The sequence below is a fragment of the Streptomyces sp. DSM 106670 genome, from assembly GCF_055792845.1.
In genome coordinates this window covers 1,119,972-1,141,881 of sequence record NZ_CM147704.1, presented here as the reverse complement: position 1 = coordinate 1,141,881, position 21,910 = coordinate 1,119,972, and the positions used below count along the sequence as shown (strand labels likewise).

Sequence of the window (21,910 nt, the reverse complement as noted above, 5' to 3'; positions counted from 1 at the left end):
CCGACACCCCAGGAGACAGACGACGATGGCCGACCGGGTCACGGTGATCGGCTGGGACGGCTCGCCACTGCCCGGAGCGGCCACGGCCGCGCTCTCGGCCGCCACGCTCGTCGCCGGCGCCGCCCACCACCTCGCCCTGCCGGAAGTGCCCCCGAACGCCGAACGCATCCGCCTCGGCAGCGTCGACCTGGCCGCCCGCAGGATCGCCGGACACCGCGGCAGCGCCGTGGTCCTCGCCGACGGCGACCCCGGCTTCTTCGGCGTCGTCCGCACCCTGCGCGCCCGGGAACACGGTCTGGAGGTCGAGGTCGTCCCCGCCGTCTCCTCCGTGGCCACCGCCTTCGCCCGGGCCGGCATGCCCTGGGACGACGCCCAGATCGTCGTCGCCCACCCCCGCACCCTGCGCCGCGCGGTCAACGTCTGCCGGGCCCACCACAAGGTCGCCGTCCTCACCTCACCGGGCGCCGGACCCGCCGAACTGGCCCTCCTCCTCGACGGCGTCCACCGCACCTTCGTGATCTGCGAGGAGCTCGGCACCGACCGCGAGCGCGTCACCGTCCTCACCTCCGACAAGGCCGCCGACCACGCCTGGCGCGACCCCAACGTCGTCATCGTCATCGGCAGCGGCCCCGAGACCACCACCGCCGGCGCCTGGATCGCCGGCCGCCGGCCCGCCTACCCCCAGGGCATACGCGGCTGGGCCCTGCCCGCCGAGGCCTACCGGGCGGCCGGGGCCGAGCGGATGCAGGAGGCCGGCGAGGGCGAGTTCCCCGGCCTGCGCGCCGCCCAGCTCGCCCGCCTGGGCCCCCGCACCGGCGACCTGCTCTGGGACATCGGCTCCGGCAGCGGCGCCCTGGCCGTCGAGGCGGCCCGCTTCGGCGCGGCCGTCCTCGCCGTGGACGCCGACCCGGCCGCCTGCGCCCGCACCGAGGCCGCCGCCCGCGCCTTCGGCGTCCCCGTCCAGGTCGTCCGCGGCCAGGCCCCGCACGTCCTGGAACGGCTGCCCGAACCGGACGTCGTACGGATCGGCGGCGGGGGAGTGCCGGTGGCCACCGCGGTCGCCGACCGCCGCCCCGAACGCATCGTCACCCACGCCTCGACCCGGGACGAGGCCGAGGCCCTCGGCGGGGCCCTCACCGGCAACGGCTACACGGTCGAGTGCTCCCTGCTCCAGTCCGTCGACCTGGACACCACCGCCTGGACCGAGCGCGAAAGGTCGGTCGTGTTCCTGCTGTCCGCGCGGCGTTCGGACCTCGCCCCCTGACCCGTTCGGCCCGGTACGCGAGGTAGGCTGGCCGATTGTTGTACCGCGCCCGGCCGTTCGTCGCTTCGTTCGTCAATGTCCGGAAAAGTGGACCGTTTTGGTCCGCACTGTGGTACGGCACCACCCGGGGGACGCGCAACGTGGCGCAGTCCACAGTGAGCCGTGGCAGAACTGCCTGTCGCGGCGGCGAACGGCCGCGAGAATAGGAAGACCCGCGGGCGTTTCGTGCCGCGCGGCGAGCCCGCTCGTTCTTGATGACGAGCACCGGCGTGCCGTGGTTCGGCGTCCCGGGCGAAGGGCCGAAGGAGCACTGACGATGGGCGAGGGGTACGCATGACTGACACCGGCCAGATCCCGGGCGAGGGACTGCCGGAGAACGCAGGCATGGTGGAGCAGCCGGGCATCCCCGCCCCGGACGCGTACACCTTCCTCGACCCCTCCGAGCACACCACCGAGGACGACGACCTTCTCCTGATGCCGACCTCCCAGGGCGCCTGGAGCGACCCGCAGGCAGCCCCGGCCCCCGCACAGGGCCAGCCCGCCGCGCCGGCCGCGGTGGCGGCACAGCCCTCCGGGCCCGAGCACGGTGCACAGCAGCCCCAGCCGCAGTTCCCGGCGCAGCAGGCGCAGGCCGCCCCCGCGCCCGCCCCCGCCGAGTCGCACGGCACGCATGAGTCCGGTGGCCGCGACTCCGGTTCCGTGGACCTCAACGGCGTACGCATCCCGGCGCCCGCACCGGCACCGGTCGGCGCGCACGCGGCCGCCGCCCCCGCCCGCCGCCCCCTGCACCGGGGCCCGGCCGCCGCCGACCCTCCGTCGTACGGCGGCGGTACGCAGGGCGGCGTCGTGCGCTCGCTGGCCGACCGCGGCCCCGCCGGAGCCACCCGGACCGCCCCCGCCCGCCACGCGGGCCCGCCGACGACGGGCCCCGAGTACTTCGACGTCCCGGCCGAGGACCCCTCGACCCTGCCGGGCCCGCAGCTGGGCGAGATCCCGCCGCAGGCCGGCGCCCCGTGGGGCGCGCAGCCGCAGCAGGCACAGCCGGAGCCGGTGCCCGTGCCCGCCGAGGCGGTGGAGCAGCCGGATCAGGTGGAGCAGCCTGTCGAGGCCGCGCAGCCGGTGATGGAGCCCGAGGCGGCCGCCGAGGCCGCGGTGGCGGAGGCCGCGCTGCCGGTGGCCGAGGCGGAGCAGCCGGTGGAGGCGGTTCCGCCGGTGCAGGCGGCCGAGCCGGTCACGGCGTCCGCCCCGGTGGCCCCGGCCGACCAGCCGGAGCAGCCGCACCACGCGGAGCACCTGGATCAGCCGGAGCAGCTGAACCAGCAGCCCGTGCAGGCCGCCGCCGTGGCGCAGCCCGAGCCGGCCCCGCAGCCCGAGCAGGCCGTGCAGTCCGAGCCCGCCCCGCAGGCCGTCCCGGCAGAAACGGTCGTTCCCGAGCCGGCTGCCGTGGAGCTGCCCCCCGCCGGTCCGGTCGTCGTCCCGGAGCCCGAGGCGGCCCGGCCGGAGACCCCGGTCGAGGCGCCTGTCCAGCTCCTGGCCGACGAGGTGACGCCCGCCCCCGAGGCGCCGGTGGCCCCGGAGGCCGAGGCGCAGGCCGCCCCGGTGCACGCCGCAGCCCCCGAACCCCAGGCCCCGGCACCGGAACAGCCGGTCGCCGAGCCGGTCCCGGCACCCACGGCAGTGACCGGGAACCCCGAGCCCGTCGCGGCTCCGGAGCCGGTGGCAGCGCCGCTCGCCTCCGAGCCCGTACAGCCGCAGCCGGTCGCGGAACTGCCCGCAGAGCCCGTCGAGCAACTCCCCGTAACGGAGCAGGAAGCCGCCCCGGCCCCGGAGCCCGCAGAGGCGATGACGGCAGAAACGGCAGACGGAGCGGCGGACGAAACAGCAGCCGCCCAGGTGGTCGCGCCCGACGCCGAGGACGGCACCGGCCCCGAGGTCATCGAGACGCCGGAGCTTCCGGAGCCGCTGGAGCCGGAGCTCGCCGAGCAGACCCCGGCCACCGCCCCGCAGCCGCAGCCGCAGGCCGAGGCACCGCAGCAGCAGACCGACGCACCGCGGGACACCGAGACGGCGGACAGCGCCGACGCGCCGCAGCAGCCGCAGGCCGCGCCGGCACCGCAGCCCGAGGAGTTCGCCGAGGCGTCCACCCCGCCCGCCCCCGGATACGACGACGCGGAACGCGAAGCGGTGCTCCGGGTCATGCGCGAGCGCCGGGACATCCGCAACGGCTTCCGCAGCGACCCGATTCCGCACGAGGTGCTGCTCCGGGTGCTGGAGGCGGCGCACACCGCGCCGAGCGTCGGCCACTCGCAGCCGTGGGACTTCGTCGTGATCCGCTCCGCGGAGACGCGCCGCTCCATGCACGAGCTGGCCCAGAGCCAGCGCGACGCCTACGCCAAGTCGCTGCCCAAGGGCCGGGCGAAGCAGTTCAAGGAACTGAAGATCGAGGCGATCCTCGACACCCCGGTCAACATCGTCGTGACCGCCGACCCGACCCGCGGCGGCCGGCACACCCTGGGCCGCCACACGCAGCCGCAGATGGCTCCCTACTCCTCGGCCCTGGCCGTGGAGAACCTGTGGCTGGCGGCCCGCGCCGAGGGCCTCGGCGTCGGCTGGGTCAGCTTCTTCGACGAGCGGGAGATGGTCCGGGCGCTGGGCCTGCCCGAGCACCTGGAGGTCGTGGCCTACCTCTGCGTCGGTTACGTCGACGAGTTCCCCGAGGAGCCCGAGCTGATGCAGGCGGGCTGGTCCAAGCGCCGCCCGCTGTCCTGGGTCGTCCACGAGGAGACGTACGGCCGTCGCGCGCTGCCCGGCGCCGAGCCGCACGATCTGCTCCAGGAGACGATCTCCGCGATCCGCCCGCTGGACGCGAAGGCGCTCGGCGAGGCGTGGGAACGCCAGAAGCGGATGACGAAGCCCGCCGGGGCGCTCGGCATGCTGGAGATCATCTCGGCCCAGCTGTCCGGGCTCTCCCGGATGTGCCCGCCGCCGATCCCGGAGCCCGCGGCCGTCGCGATCTTCGCCGGTGACCACGGGGTGCACGCCCAGGGCGTCACCGCCTGGCCGCAGGAGGTCACCGCCCAGATGGTGGCGAACTTCCTGGGCGGCGGAGCCGTCTGCAACGCGTTCGCGGCCCAGGTGGGCGCGGAGGTCTGCGTCGTGGACGTCGGCGTCGCCACGGACCTGCCCGCGACGCCCGGCCTGCTGCCCCGCAAGGTGCGCCCGGGTACGGCGGACTTCACGACGGGCCCCGCGCTCACCCGCGAGGAGGTCCTGGCCGCGATCGAGGTGGGCATCGAGACCGCCCGCGACCTGGTGGCGGCGGGCAACAAGGCCCTGCTCACCGGCGAGATGGGCATCGCCAACACCACCGCGTCGGCCGCGCTGATCTGCGTGTACACGGGGATCGACGCCTCCGAGGTGACCGGCCGGGGGACCGGCATCAACGACGAGATGCACGCCCGCAAGGTCGACGTCGTACGCCGTGCGCTCGACCTCCACCAGCCGGACGCGTCCGACCCGATCGGCGTGCTCGCGGCGGTCGGCGGTCTGGAGCACGCGGCGATGGCCGGCTTCCTCCTCGGCGGAGCCTCCCTGCGTACGCCGGTGATCCTGGACGGCGTGAGCGCGGGCGCGGCGGCTCTGGTCGCCCGGGCCATCGCCCCCGAGGCCCTGGCCGCCTGCATCGCCGGCCACCGCAGCGCGGAGCCCGGCCACGTCGCCGCACTGAACAAGCTGGGCCTGCGCCCGCTGGTCGACCTCGACCTCCGCCTGGGCGAGGGCACCGGCGCGCTGCTGGCGCTCCCGATCGTGCAGAGCGCGGCGCGCGCGATGCACGAGGTGGCGACGTTCGACTCGGCAGGCGTAACGGAAAAGTAGAACACCCACCGACCGGTCCGGCGTCCTTCCAGCCCCTCCGGCGTTTGAGGAGCGGGGTCCGGGGCGGAGCCCCGAAGCCCAGCCCGTCCGGCGCTTGAGGACAAGGGGGCCCGGGGCAACGCCCCGGTTTCGGGAAGGGGCGGGGCAGGGGAGAAGGCCCGCCGCAGGCGCCCCCCGCTCCGCCCCGCCCCAGGCCCCCACCCACCCCCACCCCGTATCGTGTCCCCCACCCGACCCCCACTTTCCGCACGTCACAGCCGCTCCACCGCCGCAGCGGCACACAACGCAGCACCCGCACGAGGAGCCGTACCGCCATGGCCGAGCCCGCAGACCACGCCGACCGCTCAGGTCACGCAGACCGCGCGGGTCGCACCGACCACGCCGACCACCCCGCGTACCCCGTAGGCCTGCGTCTGCACGGCCGCCGCGTCGTGGTCGTCGGCGGCGGCCAGGTCGCCCAGCGCAGGCTGCCGCAGCTCATCGCCACCGGTGCCGTCATCACCCTGATCTCCCCCTCCGCGACGCCCTCCGTCGAGGCCATGGCGGACGCCGGGGAGATCCGCTGGGAGCGCCGCCGCTACCAGGACGGCGACCTCGCCGACACCTGGTACGCCCTGATCGCCTCCTCCGACACCTCGGCCAACGACGCCGCGTCCGCCGAGGCCGAGCGCACCCGCACCTGGTGCGTCCGGTCCGACGACGCCGAGGCCGCCACCGCCTGGACCCCGGCCACCGGCCGCAGCGAGAACGTGACCGTCGCCGTCCTCACCACCACCTCCCAGGGCCGCGACCCCCGGCACTCCGCCGCCATCCGAGACGCCATCGTCGAAGGCCTGCGCGACGGCACCCTCGCCGCCCCGCACCACCGCACCCGTACCCCCGGCGTCGCCCTCGTCGGCGGCGGCCCCGGCGACCCGGACCTGATCACCGTGCGCGGCCGCCGCCTCCTCGCCGAGGCCGACGTGGTCATCGCCGACCGCCTCGGCCCCCGCGACCTGCTCGACGAACTCCCGCCGCACGTCGAGGTGATCGACGCCGCGAAGATCCCGTACGGGCGGTTCATGGCCCAGGAGGCGATCAACCAGGCGCTCATCGAGCACGCCAAGGCGGGCAAGTCCGTGGTCCGGCTCAAGGGCGGCGACCCGTTCGTCTTCGGCCGGGGCATGGAGGAGGCCCAGGCGCTGGCCGCCGAGGGCATCCCCTGCACGGTCGTCCCCGGTATCTCCAGCACCATCTCCGTGCCCGGAGCGGCCGGCATCCCGGTCACCCACCGCGGGGTGGCCCATGAGTTCACCGTGGTCAGCGGCCATGTCGCCCCCGAGGACCCGCGCTCGCTGGTCGACTGGGAGGCCATCGCCCGGCTGCGCGGCACCCTCGTCCTGCTGATGGCCGTCGACAAGATCGGCGCCATCGCCGCCGCCCTGATCGCCCACGGCAAGGACCCGGCCACCCCGGTCGCCCTCGTCCAGGAGGGCACCACCGCCGCCCAGCGCCGGGTCGACGCGACCCTCGCGGACGTCGGCGAGCGCGCGGTCGCCGAGGAGGTGCGCCCGCCCGCCGTGATCGTGATCGGCGAGGTCGTCGCGGTCGGCCCGGACTCCGCACCGAGGACCGCCCCGGACCAGGCCGAGTGACCACGGCGAAGTAACCCGCGGTTACAGGGATCTCGATCCCAGACGTTGGCACCACACACCGGACAAGGCAGTATCACCCTGTGGCAGACATCATCACCGTCGACGACCCCGACGACCCGCGGCTGAGCGACTACATCGGCCTGACCGACGTCGAGCTGCGACGACGACGCGAACCCGCCGAGGGCCTCTTCATCGCCGAGGGCGAGAAGGTGATCCGGCGCGCCCGGCAGACCGGGTACGAGATGCGGTCCATGCTGCTCTCCGCCAAGTGGGTCGACGTCATGCGCGACGTCATCGACGAGGTCCCGGCCCCGGTGTACGCCGTCGCCCCCGAGCTCGCCGAACGCGTCACCGGCTACCACGTGCACCGCGGAGCGCTCGCCTCCATGCAGCGCAAGCCGCTGCCGGCCGCCGACGAACTGCTCGCCACCGCACGCCGGGTGGTGGTCATGGAGTCGGTGAACGACCACACCAACATCGGTGCCATCTTCCGCAGCGCGGCCGCGCTCGGCATGGACGCGGTCCTGCTCTCCCCGGACTGCGCCGACCCGCTCTACCGGCGCTCGGTCAAGGTTTCGATGGGCGCGGTCTTCTCGGTCCCCTACGCCCGCCTGGAAGCCTGGCCCAAGGCGCTGGAGACGGTACGGGAAGCGGGCTTCCGGCTCCTCGCCCTCACCCCGGACGCCAAGGCCACCAGCATCGACGAGGCTGCCCCGCACCGGTTGGAGCGGGTGGCGCTGATGCTCGGCGCGGAGGGCGACGGGCTGTCCACACGGGCGCTGATGGCCGCCGACGAATGGGTCCGCATCCCGATGGCGCACGGCGTCGACTCACTGAACGTGGGCGCGGCGGCGGCGGTCGCCTTCTACGCGGTGGCCACCGGCCGTCCGGAGAACTGAGCACGAACAGCCCCTGCCCGGGGGCCCGGCGTCAGAACGACCACGCCGCCCTTTGCGCCGGCCGCTGAGCCTGCGCGCTCTGCGCGACCTGCAAAGGGCGGGCTGCTAAGCCTGCGCGTCCCGCGAGGCCGGTGCGGTCCGAAGATCCTGAACGCCTTGCGCAACCTGAACGCCTAGCGCGGCCTGCGCGGCCTGGACTCCCTCCACGGCCCGCACTTGCTCCACGCCCTGCGTGACCAGTGCCCGCGGCGTCCGCTCCCGCTGCTCGCTTCCGCCCAGACCTCGGGCCGGCCCCTGGCAGCCCTGCGCCGCCGCGATGCCCAGCGCCACCAGCAGCGTCACCACGACGAACACCACCAGCCGCTGCCGCAGCAGTCGCGGATTGGCCGGACGCCGCCCCGCCGAGGTCGTGCGACCCCCGGAACGGGTCCCGGGCCGTCCGTTCGTCCCGGCCGGAGCCCCTTGCCGCTTCCCGGCCTTCCCACCCGAACGCGTCGTGTTGCGCGACGCCTGCTGCGGGCGCGAGCCACCGGTGCGCGGCGGCCCCGAACGCGCGGGCGCGCCGCGCCTGCCCGGCTGGGGGCGGGAGGCGGACGGGCCTTCCGCGCGGCGGGTGTGCTGCTCGGCGTACGGATCGGCCATCCGCCCGGTCGGCCGGTCGGCGTCCTGGGCGGAGCGCTGGACGGGCGGCCGGCTCTCGTGCAGGCCCTGCGCCTCGCGCGCAGCGATCTCCTTGAGCCGCATGGACAGTTGCAGCGTGCTGGGCCGCTCCTCCGGATCCTTCGCCAGACAGGCGCTGATCAGCGGGGCCAACGCGTCGTGCACGCCGCGAAGCTGCGCCTCCTCGTGCACGACGCGGTACAGCATCACCTCGGAACTGCCGTGTCCGAAGGGGGAGTCGGCCATCGCCGCGTACGCGAGTGTCGCGCCGAGCGAGAAGACGTCCGTCGCGGGCGTCACGGCCGCGCCCCGCACCTGCTCGGGTGCGAGGAAGCCGGGCGACCCCACCGCCGTACCGACATGGGTGAGTGTGCTCGCCCCGGTCGCCCAGGCGATACCGAAGTCGATGATGCGGGGGCCCTTGGGGGAGAGGAGGATGTTCGACGGCTTCAGGTCCCGGTGGACCACCCCCGCCTCGTGCACCGCCACCAGACCCTCGGAGAGCGCCGCCCCGATCGAGGCGACCTCGGCGGCGGCCAGGGGGCCCTCCTCGGCGACCTTGTCGTGCAGCGAGGGGCCGGGCACGTACTGCGTCGCGAACCACGGACGGTCCGCCTCCAGATCGGCGGCCACCAGCCGGGCCGTGCAGCCGCCGCGGATCCGCCGGGCCGCCGACACCTCGCGCGCGAACCGCGAACGGAACTCCTGGTCCTCCGCGAGGTCGGGCCGGATCACCTTGAGCGCGACGCGCTGGCCGCGCCGGTCGGAGCCGAGGTAGACGACGCCCATGCCGCCCGCGCCGAGCCGCCGGTGCAGCCGGAACGAGCCGACGAGACGCGGGTCCTCGCGCCGGAGCCGCATCATCGCCATCGTCTGCCCATCCCCGCTGCCTGGTCCGCCTGACGAGGCACAGCTTACGTACCCCGCGCCCGGCGCGCTCAGAGGCCGCGCCCTCGCCGGGGATTCGATTGTCCGTGCCGTACGGGAGAGATGAAGAGGGGTCAGGACACGGCGGATCCGGGCCCCTCGGCCGACCCGCCTGCTCAAGGGGCCGTCGGGCAGGGGGGATTGGATCGGTACGGGAACGCCGGGACGCGGTCGTCACGCGGGCCGCGACCGCCGCCCCGGCGTCCGGGGTGGCGGTGCGCCGAGCGGCCCCCGCGCCCCGGCGGGCGCCCGCCGGGGCGCGGGGGCGTGAGTGAAGTCACCCGGCGGGCGCTGTCGCGAGGTCGGCGGACGGGAAGGGACTGGATCAGGACAGGCGGCGGGCAGTCATCCGGCCAGGTCCCGATGTCCCCTCCGGGATGACCCCAACCTGCGGTGGTCCGTCTCCACCCAGGGGAGTACGCCGATCGACGACGGCTCATCCTCCGGGAGGCCCGGGATTCGGTACGCGGGCATGACGCCCCGTTCCCGCCGCTTACCTAATGTTGAGATCAAGCGGCGGGCGCAGCACTCGTCCCCCGAGGTCACACGCCCGCCGCCCCCCATCAGGTCAGGAGAGGAACCATGTCGGACACGGCGACGCGGACGATGGTCCGTATGCAGGGACGCAAGGCGTACGCCGCGTTCGGCGGCCGCTCGTCCGGCACCCGTCACCCGTTGGTGGCGACGGCGATGGTCCTTCCCCTGGCGGCCCTGCTCGTGGTCGTCTTCGGCGGCTGGGACGCGGTGGTCACACAGGCGTCGTCCGTGGCGGTGATGCTGGGGCGCTGAGCGGCGCCCGGGGTCCGGAAGAGCGGTCCGGACCCGCACATCCGGCCAACAGCCCCGTGGGGACGGGGGTGCGGCGGACGGCAGCGTTTGTCCGGTCAGCTGGGGAGCTGACCGGGCATCGCGCTTTCCGGACCCCTGCACTTCCCCCCACCGAGCCACGTACAGCCCCCCAACCGTGCCACGCACAGCCCCGCCCCGGGCCTTCGTACCCGCCCCGCATCACCGGATCCGGGCCGGCCACCCCGCACCACCGGATCCGGGCCGGCCGCCCCGGCTCCCGCGTTACGCTCACGGCGGGACCGGTGCCACGGCCGGTCGACCGCCGCCGGGGGAGCCGTTGACCGCCACGCAGACCTCAGTCGTCCATGACCTGGGCGCCCTCGCGCACCGCCTCTCCCACTCGGCCAGGACGCGGTGCGTGTGCGAGCCGCCGCAGGTTCTCGCGGACCGGCCCGACGGCACCGTGGTCCGCAGCGGCGCGATCGTCGCGAAGGCCCACGCCGCCGACACCGACCGGGAGGCGCTGGCGGCCCGGATCGCCCTGGCCGCCGCCCCGCAGCTGACCGGAATCCTGCTGCCACCGCTCACCGCCCCCGAGCACCCGGAGCCCTCCGGCGCCTCCCGGCGGCCAGGGCTCCCCGAGCCGCCCGCACCCGCCCCTCGCCCGGTCACGCTCTGGCCGTTCGGCGCGCCCGTCGACCCCACCGACCCCGAGGCGGCGCCCTGGGCCGAGGCCGCCGTGCTGCTCGCCCGGCTCCACCGGACACAGCCCCCGTTCCGGCTCCCGCCGATGCGCGGGCCGGCCAAGGCGGCGCGGGCCGTCGCCCGGATGCGGGCCGCCCGCCCCGGTGATCCGGCCGTCCTGCCCGTGCTGGCCTGCTGGCGCGCCCTGCCCGCCTGGGCCCGGGGCGAGGGGCCGCCGCCCGCACCGAGGGCCGGCTACCTGTGCCACGGAGACCTGCACCTCGGCCAGCTCGTCCGCCATCCCGCGCCGGACGGGCCCTGGCTGCTCATCGACGTGGACGACGCGGGGGCGGGCGACCCGGCGTGGGACCTTGCCCGGCCCGCCGCCTGGTACGCGGCCGGACTCCTGGACCCCGAGGACTGGTCCGCCTTCCTGGACGCCTACCGCTCCGCCGGCGGACCCGCGGTCCCCGCCGACGGGGACCCCTGGCCCGAACTGGACGTACCGGCCCGCGCGCTGACGGTGCAGACGGCGGCGCTCGCCCTGGCCAAGTGCGCCGCGGAGAAGCGCGATCCGGACGAACCCGAGCAGTTGATGATCGAATCCTGTGCCCGAATCGCTACGTTGCCGCCCGAGTTGACCACCGACCACGCGTCGTAGGGTGAACGGACCGTGGCCGGGCAGACATTCCGGCGACGGCACAACGAGGGCGAGGAGCCGAGTCGATGATGCAGTGTCCGAAGTGTCACGCGCAGATGAACACGTACAACCGCAACGGCGTCCAGATCGAGCAGTGCAGCGGCTGCCGGGGGATATTCCTCGACTACGGCGAGCTGGAGTCGCTGACCCGCCTGGAGTCCCAGTGGTCCCAGCAGGCTCCGCCCGCGCCCCCCGCCCCCGGCGGCTACCCGGCCCCTCCCGCCCCGCAGGCGTACCCGGCCGCTCCCGCCTCCCACGCCCCCGCCTGGGGTGCGCCGCAGCACGGCGGACACTACGGCCACCGCCGCCAGAAGGGCTTCGGCCGGATGCTCTTCTCGTCCTGATCGTTCCCGGACGGGCGGTGCTGACCGTACGACGACGAAAGAACCCCCGGTCGTGGAGACGACCGGGGGTTCTCGGTGGTGCGCGATACTGGGATTGAACCAGTGACCTCTTCCGTGTCAGGGAAGCGCTCTCCCGCTGAGCTAATCGCGCAGGGCGAACCTGCGTGTACTGCGTGCGCGATACTGGGATTGAACCAGTGACCTCTTCCGTGTCAGGGAAGCGCTCTCCCGCTGAGCTAATCGCGCGGGGATCCTTGCGGACCGATGATCCTTGCGGATCAGTGGACGATACTGGGATTGAACCAGTGACCTCTTCCGTGTCAGGGAAGCGCTCTCCCGCTGAGCTAATCGTCCTTGGAGGTGGAGACGGGATTTGAACCCGTGTAGACGGCTTTGCAGGCCGTTGCCTCGCCTCTCGGCCACTCCACCAGGGATGGGAGCTCGGGAAGAATCCCCCACCTTCTGCGAGCGGACGACCAGGTTCGAACTGGCGACCTCAACCTTGGCAAGGTTGCGCTCTACCAACTGAGCTACGTCCGCTTGTCTTTCCCGTTCCGCTTCCGCGTCCCGGCGACGTGTTGAACTCTAGCGGATTCCTGGGCCAGTACAAAAACGCGTTTGTGCAGCGTGCTGCGGCGACCCCGGCCCGCTCCTCGCCCCGACGCAGGTCACCGCGCACGGTCCTAGACTCATTCGCGTGTCCGACCTCGCCCCCATGGCCCGCTTCGACGGCCTCATAGCCTCCGGTCTGCAGGATGTGACCCACGATCCCGCGGCGCTCGACTCGTCCGGTTTCTGGGCGGTATCCGCCGACTTCGAAGGCCGCATCGTCTGCGCCCGCTTCTCCGACGTACACCAGGAGGCGGTGCCCCCTCCCGTGCCAGGAGCCTGGCGTGGGCCCGCCGCCGGGGACTGGACCTCCTCACTGGGCCGTGACGCCTACACGGCGGGCGTACGGCGGATCCGTGAACACATCGCGGCGGGCGACGTCTATCAGGCCAACCTCTGCCGGGTGCTGTCCGCGCCGTTCCCCGGCGACGGGTCCGGGGCCGACATCGACGCCCTGACCTCCCTGCTCGCCCGCGGCAACCCCGCCCCGTACGCGGGAACGATCCGGCTGCCCGGCCACGGTGTGGAGATCGCCACCGCATCCCCGGAGCTCTTCCTCCGGCGCGACGGGCGGATCGTGGAGTCCGGGCCGATCAAGGGCACCGGCCGGACCGAGGACGATCTGCTGGAGAAGGACCACGCCGAGAACGTGATGATCGTGGACCTGGTCCGCAACGACCTGGGCCGGGTCTGTGCCACCGGAAGCGTCGGCGTGCCCGATCTCTGTGTGGTGGAGAAGCACCCCGGTCTCGTCCACCTCGTCTCCACCGTCCGGGGCCGGCTGGCCGACGGCGCGGGCTGGCCCGAACTGTTCGCGGCGGCCTTCCCGCCCGGTTCGGTCACCGGCGCGCCGAAGTCCAGCGCGCTGCGGATCATCGCCGAGCTGGAGACGGCCCCGCGCGGGCCGTACTGCGGCGCGGTCGGCTGGGTCGACGCCGACCGGGGCACGGCCTCGCTCGCGGTGGGCATACGGACGTTCTGGATCGACCGGACCGGGCCCGCGCCGCTGCTGCGTTTCGGGACCGGCGCCGGGATCACCTGGGGATCCGATCCCGAGCGCGAATGGGACGAGACCGAACTCAAGGCCTCCCGGCTGCTCGCTGTAGCGTCGGGTGCGCATCTGGAGACAGGAAGGACCGCATGATGAGGATCTGGGTCAACGGCGGACTGCGGGACGCCGACGACGCCCGGCTTTCGGTGCTCGACCACGGGCTGACCGTGGGCGACGGCATCTTCGAGACGGTGCGTACGAGCGAGGGGCGCCCCTTCGCCCTGACCCGGCACCTCGACCGCCTCACCCGGTCCGCCCGGGGCCTCGGCCTGCCCGAACCGGACCACGACGAGGTCCGGCGTGCCGTCGCCGCGGTCATCGACGCCAACCCCGTCGCCCTGGGACGCCTGCGGATCACCTACACCGGCGGGCTCTCCCCGCTCGGCTCGGACCGGGGCGACCACGGGACGAGCCTCGTCGTCGCCCTCGACGGGGTGAACCGCCGCCCGGACAGCACCGCGGTGATCACCGTTCCCTGGACGCGCAACGAACGCGGCGCGCTCGCGGGCCTGAAGACCACCTCGTACGCCGAGAACGTCGTCGCCCTGGCCCGGGCGCGGGAACGGGGCGCGTCCGAGGCGCTGTTCCCCAACACCGTCGGCCGCCTCTGCGAAGGCACCGGCTCCAATGTGTTCGTCGTCCTGGGCGGCCGTATCCACACCCCGCCGGTGGCCTCGGGCTGTCTCGCCGGGATCACCCGCGCACTGGCCGTGGAGTGGACCGGGGCCGAGGAGACCGACCTGCCGATGGACGTGCTCGCCGAGGCCGACGAGGTGTTCCTGACCTCGACGCTCCGCGACATCCAGGCGGTGCACCGGGTCGACGACCGTGAGCTCACCCCGGAGACCGGACCGGTGACGGCGAAGGCCATGCGGATCTTCGCCGAGCGGGCCGGCGACGACCTCGACCCGTAACAGGCCCGATGCCGGGCCCCTCGGAGACCCGGTGGTCCCTCGGAGGCCCGGAAAAGCGCGTGACGGGGTGTCGTGCAGGGGATACAAACCTTTGATGACCACGACACTCCGGCCGTCCGGGCCGCTTCAGCAAGGCGCCGACGGGGCGCGGGCCCGCCAGTACGACGTGTGCGACAACGGGCGGCCGGTCGGCGCCGTCGCGATCAGCACCGACGACGCGTTCGGCGCGACCGCCGGGGTGCTGGGCCCTCTCAGCGTGGAGGAGCCCCGGCGCAGACGCGGCCGGGGCACCATCGCCGCGCTCGCCGCCGAGGAGGTGCTGCGCGGGTGGGGCTGCACCCGCGTCCGGGTGGAGGTCCCCGCCGGCAACGACCCCGCCCGCCGCCTCGCGGCCGCCCTCGGCTACACCGAACGCAGCCGCAACATGGTCAAGGACCTCGGTCCGGAGACCGCCCCGCTCCCCGGCGGCCTCACCTCGCGCGCGATGAGCGAGGAGGAGTTCGCCGCCTGGCGGCAGGAGGCGCTGCTGGCGTACGCGCAGGACTGGATCGACCGCGGCGTGGAGCCCGAGCAGGCCCGGCGCAAGTCCGAGGCCGACCACGCCGCCCATCTGCCGGACGGGCTGGCGACCGAGGGCGTCCGCTTCGACGTGCTGGTGCACGCGGGAGAGGTCGTCGGCCATGTGTGGGTGGCCCTGCGGGAGCTGCCGCCGGGCGGCCCGGCCGGATTCGTCTTCGACGTCGAGGTCCGCGAGGAACACCGGGGCCGGGGGTACGGCCGGGCCCTGATGCTGCTCGCCGAGGACATCACCCGCACCTGCGGCGCGGACCGGCTCGGCCTGCACGTCTTCGCCTCCAACACCCCGGCCCTGCGGCTGTACGAGTCGCTGGGCTATACGACGACGCGGTACAACCTGGCCAAGGCGCTGTAGCGGCTTCCCGGTCCGCCTGGGTCCGCCTGCGCCCGGCCGATCCCGTCGGCGCCCGGCGGGTCCCGGTCAGCCCTGCGCGGCCAGGGTCCGGTCGACGATCTCCTCGATCCGCTCGCGCAGCCCGTCCTGGCTCTTGCCGCCGTCCAGCCGCTGGTCGCCGATCACATAGGTGGGGGTGCCGGTGACGCCGATCGCCTTGGCCTCCGCGTGGTCGGCGTCGACGATCAGCAGATGCCGGCCGTCGATCAGTGCGGTGTCGAACTCCTCGGCGTCCAGGCCCAGTTCGCGGGCCACATCGAGGAGTACCGGCTCGCCCGTGCGGCCGAGGTCGTCGGTCCGGGACAGCAGGGCCTCGATGTACGGCCAGCCCTGGCCCTGCTCGACGGCCTCCTCGGCGGCCTGGGCCGCGGCGAACGCGTGCTTGTGCTTCTCCAGCGGGAAGTGCCGCAGTCGGATCTCGACGCGGTCCCCGTACCGGGCGCGCAGGGCGTGCACATCGTCGAGGGCGCGGTGGCAGTCGGGGCATTCGAGATCGCACCAGAGGTCGAGGACGACCGGTGCCGCAGGGGTGGAATCGCTCATGCGCCCAGTCTTTCAGGCCCGGCGGGCGCGTCCCAACCGGGACCGGCACACCCCCTGGGGAGGAGCCCGGCCCTGAAATGTCCCTGAAGTGAGCCGCCGCCGTGGCCCCGGCGGCGGTCGTCGGTGCAGGATGGAAGGGACGTATCCCCTGCGCCTGGAGGCCCTGATGCTTGCCGAGACCATCTGTTCCGCGGTGTCGGCGGCCGGCCTGGGCATCGCCGCGGTGACCGCGTACCGCAAGCGGTTCCTCACGGCGACGCGGATCGCCGCCTACTCCCTCGTCCCGATCGGGCTCGTGCTGACCGGGGTCGTCGAGTGGGTCGCCGGGATCGCCTTCAAGCCGAGCGTCTGGCTCGGCTTCGGGGTGCTGGGCCTCTCCTGGCTGCTGTTCATGACCACCCGCGCCATCGAGCGCCGCAGCGGCACCACCCGCGCGGAACGCAAGGCCGCGCGGGCCGCCGAACGCAACGAGGCGGTCGCCCCGGCCGCCTCCGCCCCCTCGCTCGGCGCCGGCGCCCCGGCCGGACCGGCCGCCGCGGCCGCCGCGAAGCCGCAGCCCAGGGCGAAGAAGAAGCAGGAGGCCGCCGCGCCCGGCGACGACTTCAGCGACATCGAGGCGATCCTCAAGAAGCACGGCATCTGAGAGAAGCACGGCATCCGAGAGAGGCGCGGCGTCCGGCTCCGGGGTCTCGCCCGGGCCGCCGGTCCGAATGCCTGACGGCGACCCGTACGCCGGAGCGATTATCGATGGCCACGGGACGGTGAACTCCCGGGGGAATGACCCCGGTTGATCGCCAACCCGGTCGCGGGTGCGTCATGATCACTCCGAGATGGTGGACACTTCCCGGGGCGAAGCCCCCGCACCCCCCGCCGAAGAGCCCCGCGGCTGTCTCTTCGCGCTCTCCCAGCCGCCCCTGATGATCTTCCTGACGGTGATCGGGGTGCTCCTGCTGATGGCAGCCCTGCACGATCTCTTCGTGCTGTGACGGGCCGCGCCACCGTGCGGGGCGGCGCGGGCGTCAGCCCGCGGCTTCCTTGCGCCGGGCCCGGTACGCCGCGACATGGAGCCGGTTTCCGCACGTACGGCTGGAGCAGTAGCGGCGGGAGCGGTTGCGCGACAGGTCGACGAACGCGTGCCCGCAGTCCGGCGCCTCGCAGCGTCGCAGCCGTTCCTGCTCGCCCGCCACGATGATGAAGGCCAGCGCCATGCCACAGTCGGCCGCGAGGTGGTCGGCGATCGAGGCGTCCGGGGCGAAGTAGTGCACGTGCCAGTCGTAGCCGTCGTGGTCGGTGAGCTGCGGGGTGGTCCCGGCCGCCGCGACGAGCCGGTTGACCAGGTCGGCGGCGGTGCGGGGGTCGGGCGCCGCGAAGACCTCGGCGAAGCGGGCCCGTACGTCGCGCACGGCGGCCAGGTCCTTCTCGCCGAGCGTGCCGACCCCGCTGATGTGATGCCGCTCCGCGAAGGCGTACAGCGCGGCGACATCGGCGAGACCGTCCACGGGTCCGTCCGCGGGGTCGTCCGGCGGCGGCTCGCTCTCCGGTGCGGTGTTCACCAGATCGACCACCGTGTCGAGGGCGATCCGGGTGTCGTGAGGGATCAGCACGCTTCGCTCCCTGGCCTCCGGCGGGCGGGCGCCTGCCGATGGCGGCTGACTCTACTGGCTCGATCCGCCGGTGCCGGGCCCGGTGCGGGCCCCGTGCGGGCCCGCACGGGAGCGGAATCGGCCCTTCCGGCCGGGTGGGGTGTCCGGGCGCGCAGCGGCGCCGTCGTCGCGGTGGATTCCGCGACGACGGCGCCGGTGTCTGCCCTATGCGGTTGTCGGCACGACGTCGTCTCCCCGAGTCGACGGCGTCGAGCGGCTCTCTGCCTGGCTCAGCTCTCGGCCAGGATGTGGGAGAGCTCCGTGTCGAGATCGAAGTGGCGATGCTCGGTGCCGGGCGGAACCGCGGCGTCGGTCCTCTTCAGGAACGACTCCAGGGCCCGCGCCGGAGCTTCGAGCAGGGCTTCCCCCTCTGGGGAGCTCAGGGCGATGCATACGACGCCTTGACCGTGACTACGAGATGGCCAGACGCGGACGTCTCCGGTGCCGGTGGGCCGATGCAGCCCCTCGGCAAGGAGGTCACGGGCGAATACCCATTCGACCGTCTCCTCCGCTCCGGTGTGGAAGGTGGCGTGCACGGCATAGGGATCGGCCGTGTCATACCGCAGGCCCGCGGGTACAGGCAGTGAGGACTCGCTCGACACAACGAGGCGCAGGTGCAGCTCGCAGCTGACCGTGGTGTTCATAAGCGCCAGGGCCTTTCGCTCAGTGTGCGCTCGGGGATTCGCACGTCGGCGAAATCGACATGCCACCTACGGTGGCGTTGTAAACCCCTCTGACCCATTTGTGATGCTTCGGGTCCCTCGCTCAGCGGCGTGTAACTTTGAGTTATGCGTCCATTCCAGTGACGAGGACGGGTCGGGTAAGTTGAGCTTCATGAACGCGGAGAGTGACGAGCGGAGCAAGGTCGCCGAACAGGCGGACCCGGCATCCGCCACGGGGGAATCGGACCGGGCGGAACGTGAGCTGGGCTCGCGGGCGCCGGGGTTCATCAAGGCATCCAGAGCGCTCCACCTGAGCTGGCAGGTCGGCGTCTTCGTCGTCGGCCTCGGCGTCGTGATCGCGGGCGTGCTCATGCTGGTGCTGCCCGGTCCCGGCTGGCTGGTGATCTTCGGCGGCATGGCGATCTGGGCGACCGAGTTCGTCTGGGCCCAGCTGGTGCTGCGCTGGACCAAGCGCAAGGTCACCGAGGCGGCGCAGCGGGCCCTCGATCCCAAGGTCCGGCGACGCAACATCATCCTCACCACGGTGGGGCTCGTGATCATGGCGGTACTGGTCGGCATCTACGTCTGGAAGTTCGGCCTCACCATGCCGTGGAAGATCAGCGAGTAGCCCGGGGACGGTCCAGGAGCACCGCTGACATGGGGTAATGTTTGCGGTGCGCCCGGGCGATTAGCTCAGTGGGAGAGCGCTTCGTTCACACCGAAGAGGTCACTGGTTCGAACCCAGTATCGCCCACCCGGACAGAGGGCCCGGGAGACGGATTCCGTCTCCCGGGCCCTCTGCGTTTCCCGCTCCCGCCGGTCCGGGAGCCGCCGTGAACAGCGCGCCCCCGGACCGGCACGGCTCAGCGCATCCGCCCCAGCGCGTCCTTCAGCCGGCGGGCGTCGCGCAGCCGCTGCTCGTACGTCGCGCCCACCACCAGCAACAGCAGCCCGGCCAGGGCCGGCGGCAGCCAGCGGGGGAGCGCCCCGGCCACCTGCACCACGTACGGCGCCAGCTCGTGCAGCCCGTCCAGCGCCAGCACCGCCCCGCCGAGCACCAGCAGCGCCTGGAGGCGGTACCGCGCACCCAGCAGCGTGACCACCAGCGCCGCCACGCCGAGCAGCAGCGGCCGGAGCCAGTCCGTGTCGGTCCAGGCGACCGCCAGGCTCGGCAGCAGCGTCGCCGCGAGCCCCGGCCCGTACGCCGTCCACGAGGACGCCTCCGGGTCCTTGCGCCGCCGCAGGAACCCGACCACCAGCGCGGGCACGGTCACCGGCAGTGTGTACGCCTCCGGGAACGACACCTCCGAGGCCGCCAGCCGCACCCAGGTGGCCAGCACGAACAGCGCCGCCGCCAGGTAGCCCGCCACCGGCCGCCGCTCGGGCCGTACCGCCGCGCCCGCCGCCAGCACCCCGCACAGCGCAAGCACCAGGGCCAGGAACGGCGCGTCCGGCACCGCGAGCCCCACGGCGACCAGCGCACCCAGCGCGCCCGTCAGCTCCACCGGCAACGCCACCGGGTTCCGCCGCAGCCGGGCCCCCAGCAGCACCGTCAGCGCGGGCACCAGGAGCACCAGCGGTGCGGTCTCGTGCGGGGCGAGCCCCAGGGACCGGCCCGCGAACCCCGTCAGCACGGTCGCCATGACCGTCGAGGCCACCGCGAACACCGCACGCGGTACCTCGGACCCCGCCCGGACCGCCGCCCCGGCGAACAGCGCCGCCAGCGCGCCGACCACCGCGTAGGACGCGCCCTCGGACGCCAGCGACAGCACCCCGACGCTCGCCGCCCCGGCCACCGCCCCCACCAGCGCGGTCACCGGCACCGCCGACGCGCCCCGGCCGCTCCCGGCGCCCCGGACGGCCAGCGCGAGCAGCCCGGCCACCAGGACCGTCTCCCCGGCCAGCGCGAGCGCGTAGGGCACGTTCAGCACGGCCCCGGCCAGCAGCAGGGCTCCCCAGCCGAGGGCCACCGCCCCCGCACCGGCGGCCCCACGCAGCGCCGCCCCGGAGGGCCTGCGCACCCCGGCCCCGGAGCCGGCACCCGCGCCGGACCAGGCGGGCCAGCCCGGCCAGGGCGCCGCCGCCCCGGTCCCCGGCACACCCGCACTCGCCGCCCCAGCGCCGGGCGTCCCGGCCCCCGGCGTTCCGGCACCCGGTGCTCCGGCACCCGGCGCTCCCGCGCCAGCAGTCTCGGCGCCAGCCGCTCCGGCCCCCGGCACACCCGCACCCGGCGTCCCAGCGCCAGGCACTCCTGCCTCCGCCGCACTCGCCGCCCCCGGCTCGCCCAGCGGCGCCGCGAGCCGGGCCAGTGACGGCCACCATCGGTACGCCGCCCCCAGCAGCCCGGCCACCAGGGCGAGCACCACCGGGGCTGCCGACAGCTCCGGCCACCGCAGCGTCGACCCCAGCGCGGACCGGAAGTCCTCCGGCGAGCCCGCCCACACGTCCGGCAGCAGCGTCACCGGGCCCAGCAGCACCGCCGCGACCGGCGGCAGCGCCCACACCAGGGCCCCGGCCAGCACCGCACCCGACGCCGCGAGCACCCCGCGCGTCGCGTTCCCCGGCAGCCGAGAACGTACGACCGCCGTCAGCGCGAGGCCGCACAGCAGGTACACGAGCACCTGCCAGCCGTCCGGCACCGCATGCGCCGGTACGCCGCCCACCGCGGCCACCGCGGCGAGACCGGCCACCACGCCGCCCGTGCGCGCGAAGCCCTTCGGCGCGCGCCAGGCCCCGGCCAGCGCCGCCGCCGCTGCCGTCAGCAGCAGCGCGCCCGGCGCCACCGCGCCGAGCGGCCCGGAGGCCGTCGTGGACAGCGTCAGACCCACCAGCAGGGCCGAGAAGCCCATCACCGTTCCGCCGACGCAGGCCGTGATCCGCACCCCGGCGCCCTTGCCCAGCAGCGCGATCGTCCCGTCCAGCACCGCCGTGGCCAGCAGCGCCCACCCGACCACCAGCGCCGGAGCACCGGCGGCCCACGCCCAGAACAGCAGCGGCCACTGGGCCAGCACCACGGCCGCCGGCAGCGGCAGACGCAGTTTGCCCAGCGCCAGCCCGTACGCCGTCCACAGCGCCGCCAGCACCGCAGAGGCGACGGCCGTGAAACCGAGCCCGTCCGTGTCCGGCGCGGCCACCGCGTGGACCGCGTAGGCGTCCAGCAGCGTCAGCACCAGGGCCAGGGCCGCCAGCGCCTCGGCGGTGGCGGCCAGCTTCCGCCGCAGCAGCACCGCCGGGGCGGTCAGCGCCCCCAGGGTCACCACGGCCAGCACGGCCGACCGGCCGCCGATCCCCATCGAGCCCCAGCTCACCAACGTGAACGCGACGGCCGCCACCGTCAGCAGCAGGCCGCCCAGGGTCAGCAGGACGTTCTGGGCGCTGCGCGGCGCGGACGGCTGCTTCGGCGGCACATAACCCCACGGCTGGGCCGGAGCGCCCGGCCCGCCGCCGGGAGGCGCGCCCCAGGCCGACGGGTTCCAGCCCGGTGCGGCCGTCGGCGCGGGCGGCCGCAGCGCCGCGAGCAGCCAGGCACGCCGGGTCAGCAGCTGGGCCCGGCGGGCGTCCAGCTCGGCCAGTTCGCGGTCGAGGCGGGCCAGTTCCTCGGCGGGCGGGGGCACATGTTCCATGTACGGGAGTGTGACCCCGGCCGCCCGGCCCGTACATGCGCTCGGATACTCACTTCCCGGCCGGGACGCTCTGAGTAGAGCTCCGCCGGAAGCGGTTTGAACGAAGCCCGCGGAGCCC

At 74.4% G+C, this 21,910-nt stretch carries 18 protein-coding genes and 6 tRNA genes; 14 read left to right on the top strand and 10 right to left on the bottom strand.

Annotation, left to right across the window (positions count from 1 at the left end; translation table 11 throughout):
• The first annotated feature begins 25 nt into the window (after positions 1–25).
• The 4 genes from cbiE (at position 26) to ACSMXR_RS04840 (ending at position 7,673) form a co-directional block, all read left to right on the top strand.
• Complete coding sequence (gene cbiE, locus ACSMXR_RS04855; protein WP_218526739.1) at positions 26–1,264, top strand: precorrin-6y C5,15-methyltransferase (decarboxylating) subunit CbiE; 1,239 nt, start codon at positions 26–28, stop codon at positions 1,262–1,264.
• Positions 1,265–1,597: 333 nt separating this feature from the next.
• A complete protein-coding gene (cobT, locus tag ACSMXR_RS04850) occupies positions 1,598–5,140 on the top strand; it encodes a nicotinate-nucleotide--dimethylbenzimidazole phosphoribosyltransferase (protein WP_473171298.1) in 3,543 nt (1,180 codons plus the stop codon).
• 314 nt (positions 5,141–5,454) lie between these two features.
• A complete protein-coding gene (cobA, locus tag ACSMXR_RS04845) occupies positions 5,455–6,774 on the top strand; it encodes a uroporphyrinogen-III C-methyltransferase (RefSeq protein WP_218526740.1) in 1,320 nt (439 codons plus the stop codon).
• A gap of 80 nt (positions 6,775–6,854) precedes the next feature.
• The gene (locus tag ACSMXR_RS04840; RefSeq protein WP_137232264.1) at positions 6,855–7,673 is read left to right on the top strand and encodes a TrmH family RNA methyltransferase; all 819 of its coding nucleotides are present in this window, start codon (positions 6,855–6,857) and stop codon (positions 7,671–7,673) included.
• Positions 7,674–7,778: 105 nt separating this feature from the next.
• Here the strand turns inward: ACSMXR_RS04840 and ACSMXR_RS04835 are convergent, their stop codons facing one another.
• On the bottom strand, positions 7,779–9,203 hold the full coding sequence (locus ACSMXR_RS04835) for a serine/threonine-protein kinase (protein ID WP_473171297.1): 1,425 nt from the start codon (positions 9,201–9,203) through the stop codon (positions 7,779–7,781).
• Positions 9,204–9,842: 639 nt separating this feature from the next.
• On the opposite strand from ACSMXR_RS04835, the gene ACSMXR_RS04830 reads away from it, so the two are divergent.
• The 3 genes from ACSMXR_RS04830 (at position 9,843) to ACSMXR_RS04820 (ending at position 11,777) form a co-directional block, all read left to right on the top strand.
• Positions 9,843–10,049: a hypothetical protein gene (locus tag ACSMXR_RS04830; protein ID WP_030085875.1), complete on the top strand. Its 207-nt coding sequence runs from the start codon at positions 9,843–9,845 to the stop codon at positions 10,047–10,049.
• Positions 10,050–10,386: 337 nt separating this feature from the next.
• Positions 10,387–11,394, top strand: a complete 1,008-nt coding sequence (locus tag ACSMXR_RS04825) for a phosphotransferase family protein (RefSeq protein WP_376189168.1) — start codon at positions 10,387–10,389, stop codon at positions 11,392–11,394.
• 65 nt (positions 11,395–11,459) lie between these two features.
• Positions 11,460–11,777 carry a TFIIB-type zinc ribbon-containing protein gene (locus ACSMXR_RS04820; RefSeq protein WP_030085879.1) on the top strand — a complete coding sequence of 106 codons (318 nt, stop codon included), beginning with the start codon at positions 11,460–11,462 and terminating at the stop codon, positions 11,775–11,777.
• A 76-nt stretch (positions 11,778–11,853) separates the two neighbouring features.
• On the opposite strand, the gene ACSMXR_RS04815 is transcribed toward ACSMXR_RS04820, so the two are convergent.
• From ACSMXR_RS04815 to ACSMXR_RS04795, 5 genes are all read right to left on the bottom strand, one after another.
• Positions 11,854–11,928 (bottom strand) — tRNA-Val (locus ACSMXR_RS04815).
• A gap of 23 nt (positions 11,929–11,951) precedes the next feature.
• A tRNA-Val gene (locus tag ACSMXR_RS04810) sits at positions 11,952–12,023 on the bottom strand.
• A gap of 36 nt (positions 12,024–12,059) precedes the next feature.
• Positions 12,060–12,131: transfer RNA gene (locus ACSMXR_RS04805), tRNA-Val, on the bottom strand.
• 1 nt (position 12,132) lies between these two features.
• Positions 12,133–12,206: transfer RNA gene (locus ACSMXR_RS04800), tRNA-Cys, on the bottom strand.
• Positions 12,207–12,244: 38 nt separating this feature from the next.
• Positions 12,245–12,317 (bottom strand) — tRNA-Gly (locus ACSMXR_RS04795).
• A gap of 175 nt (positions 12,318–12,492) precedes the next feature.
• Here ACSMXR_RS04795 and ACSMXR_RS04790 point away from each other — a divergent pair.
• The 3 genes from ACSMXR_RS04790 (at position 12,493) to ACSMXR_RS04780 (ending at position 15,282) form a co-directional block, all read left to right on the top strand.
• Complete coding sequence (locus tag ACSMXR_RS04790; protein WP_364888197.1) at positions 12,493–13,530, top strand: chorismate-binding protein; 1,038 nt, start codon at positions 12,493–12,495, stop codon at positions 13,528–13,530.
• Entirely contained in the window at positions 13,530–14,351 is an 822-nt protein-coding gene (locus tag ACSMXR_RS04785) for an aminotransferase class IV (RefSeq protein WP_473172339.1), read from the top strand. The genes ACSMXR_RS04790 and ACSMXR_RS04785 overlap by 1 nt, the downstream gene beginning before the upstream one ends.
• Positions 14,352–14,445: 94 nt before the next feature.
• Entirely contained in the window at positions 14,446–15,282 is an 837-nt protein-coding gene (locus tag ACSMXR_RS04780) for a GNAT family N-acetyltransferase (RefSeq protein WP_137232266.1), read from the top strand.
• 66 nt (positions 15,283–15,348) lie between these two features.
• On the opposite strand, the gene ACSMXR_RS04775 is transcribed toward ACSMXR_RS04780, so the two are convergent.
• The gene (locus ACSMXR_RS04775) at positions 15,349–15,864 is read right to left on the bottom strand and encodes a DsbA family protein (protein WP_218526744.1); all 516 of its coding nucleotides are present in this window, start codon (positions 15,862–15,864) and stop codon (positions 15,349–15,351) included.
• 166 nt (positions 15,865–16,030) lie between these two features.
• Between ACSMXR_RS04775 and ACSMXR_RS04770 the strand changes: the two genes are divergently transcribed.
• A complete protein-coding gene (locus ACSMXR_RS04770) occupies positions 16,031–16,507 on the top strand; it encodes a hypothetical protein (RefSeq protein ID WP_473171296.1) in 477 nt (158 codons plus the stop codon).
• Positions 16,508–16,694: 187 nt separating this feature from the next.
• Entirely contained in the window at positions 16,695–16,850 is a 156-nt protein-coding gene (locus ACSMXR_RS04765) for a hypothetical protein (RefSeq protein ID WP_170994538.1), read from the top strand.
• Between the two features lie 33 nt (positions 16,851–16,883).
• Here the strand turns inward: ACSMXR_RS04765 and ACSMXR_RS04760 are convergent, their stop codons facing one another.
• Together ACSMXR_RS04760 and ACSMXR_RS04755 are read right to left on the bottom strand one after the other, a co-directional pair.
• Positions 16,884–17,468 (bottom strand): CGNR zinc finger domain-containing protein, encoded by a 585-nt coding sequence (locus ACSMXR_RS04760; protein WP_137232268.1) that lies wholly within the window; start codon positions 17,466–17,468, stop codon positions 16,884–16,886.
• Between the two features lie 269 nt (positions 17,469–17,737).
• Positions 17,738–18,151 (bottom strand): SsgA family sporulation/cell division regulator, encoded by a 414-nt coding sequence (locus tag ACSMXR_RS04755; RefSeq protein WP_003959770.1) that lies wholly within the window; start codon positions 18,149–18,151, stop codon positions 17,738–17,740.
• A gap of 190 nt (positions 18,152–18,341) precedes the next feature.
• Here ACSMXR_RS04755 and ACSMXR_RS04750 point away from each other — a divergent pair, with 190 nt between their 5' ends.
• Positions 18,342–18,797 (top strand): TIGR02611 family protein, encoded by a 456-nt coding sequence (locus ACSMXR_RS04750; protein ID WP_137232269.1) that lies wholly within the window; start codon positions 18,342–18,344, stop codon positions 18,795–18,797.
• Positions 18,798–18,851: 54 nt separating this feature from the next.
• Positions 18,852–18,923, top strand: a tRNA-Val gene (locus ACSMXR_RS04745).
• Positions 18,924–19,032: 109 nt separating this feature from the next.
• Here ACSMXR_RS04745 and ACSMXR_RS04740 read toward each other — a convergent pair.
• Positions 19,033–21,792, bottom strand: coding sequence for an SCO7613 C-terminal domain-containing membrane protein (locus ACSMXR_RS04740; protein ID WP_473171295.1), 2,760 nt, complete (start codon positions 21,790–21,792; stop codon positions 19,033–19,035).
• Positions 21,793–21,910: the final 118 nt, after the last annotated feature.

Coding starts and splice junctions, on each gene's coding strand:
- cbiE (WP_218526739.1), top strand. CDS start 26: ATGGCCGACCGGGTCACGGTGATCGGCTGGGACGGCTCGCCACTGCCC.
- cobT (WP_473171298.1), top strand. CDS start 1,598: ATGACTGACACCGGCCAGATCCCGGGCGAGGGACTGCCGGAGAACGCA.
- cobA (WP_218526740.1), top strand. CDS start 5,455: ATGGCCGAGCCCGCAGACCACGCCGACCGCTCAGGTCACGCAGACCGC.
- ACSMXR_RS04835 (WP_473171297.1), bottom strand. CDS start 9,203: ATGGCGATGATGCGGCTCCGGCGCGAGGACCCGCGTCTCGTCGGCTCG.
- ACSMXR_RS04830 (WP_030085875.1), top strand. CDS start 9,843: ATGTCGGACACGGCGACGCGGACGATGGTCCGTATGCAGGGACGCAAG.
- ACSMXR_RS04820 (WP_030085879.1), top strand. CDS start 11,460: ATGATGCAGTGTCCGAAGTGTCACGCGCAGATGAACACGTACAACCGC.
- ACSMXR_RS04790 (WP_364888197.1), top strand. CDS start 12,493: ATGGCCCGCTTCGACGGCCTCATAGCCTCCGGTCTGCAGGATGTGACC.
- ACSMXR_RS04785 (WP_473172339.1), top strand. CDS start 13,530: ATGAGGATCTGGGTCAACGGCGGACTGCGGGACGCCGACGACGCCCGG.
- ACSMXR_RS04780 (WP_137232266.1), top strand. CDS start 14,446: ATGACCACGACACTCCGGCCGTCCGGGCCGCTTCAGCAAGGCGCCGAC.
- ACSMXR_RS04775 (WP_218526744.1), bottom strand. CDS start 15,864: ATGAGCGATTCCACCCCTGCGGCACCGGTCGTCCTCGACCTCTGGTGC.
- ACSMXR_RS04770 (WP_473171296.1), top strand. CDS start 16,031: ATGCTTGCCGAGACCATCTGTTCCGCGGTGTCGGCGGCCGGCCTGGGC.
- ACSMXR_RS04765 (WP_170994538.1), top strand. CDS start 16,695: ATGGTGGACACTTCCCGGGGCGAAGCCCCCGCACCCCCCGCCGAAGAG.
- ACSMXR_RS04755 (WP_003959770.1), bottom strand. CDS start 18,151: ATGAACACCACGGTCAGCTGCGAGCTGCACCTGCGCCTCGTTGTGTCG.
- ACSMXR_RS04750 (WP_137232269.1), top strand. CDS start 18,342: ATGAACGCGGAGAGTGACGAGCGGAGCAAGGTCGCCGAACAGGCGGAC.
- ACSMXR_RS04740 (WP_473171295.1), bottom strand. CDS start 21,792: ATGGAACATGTGCCCCCGCCCGCCGAGGAACTGGCCCGCCTCGACCGC.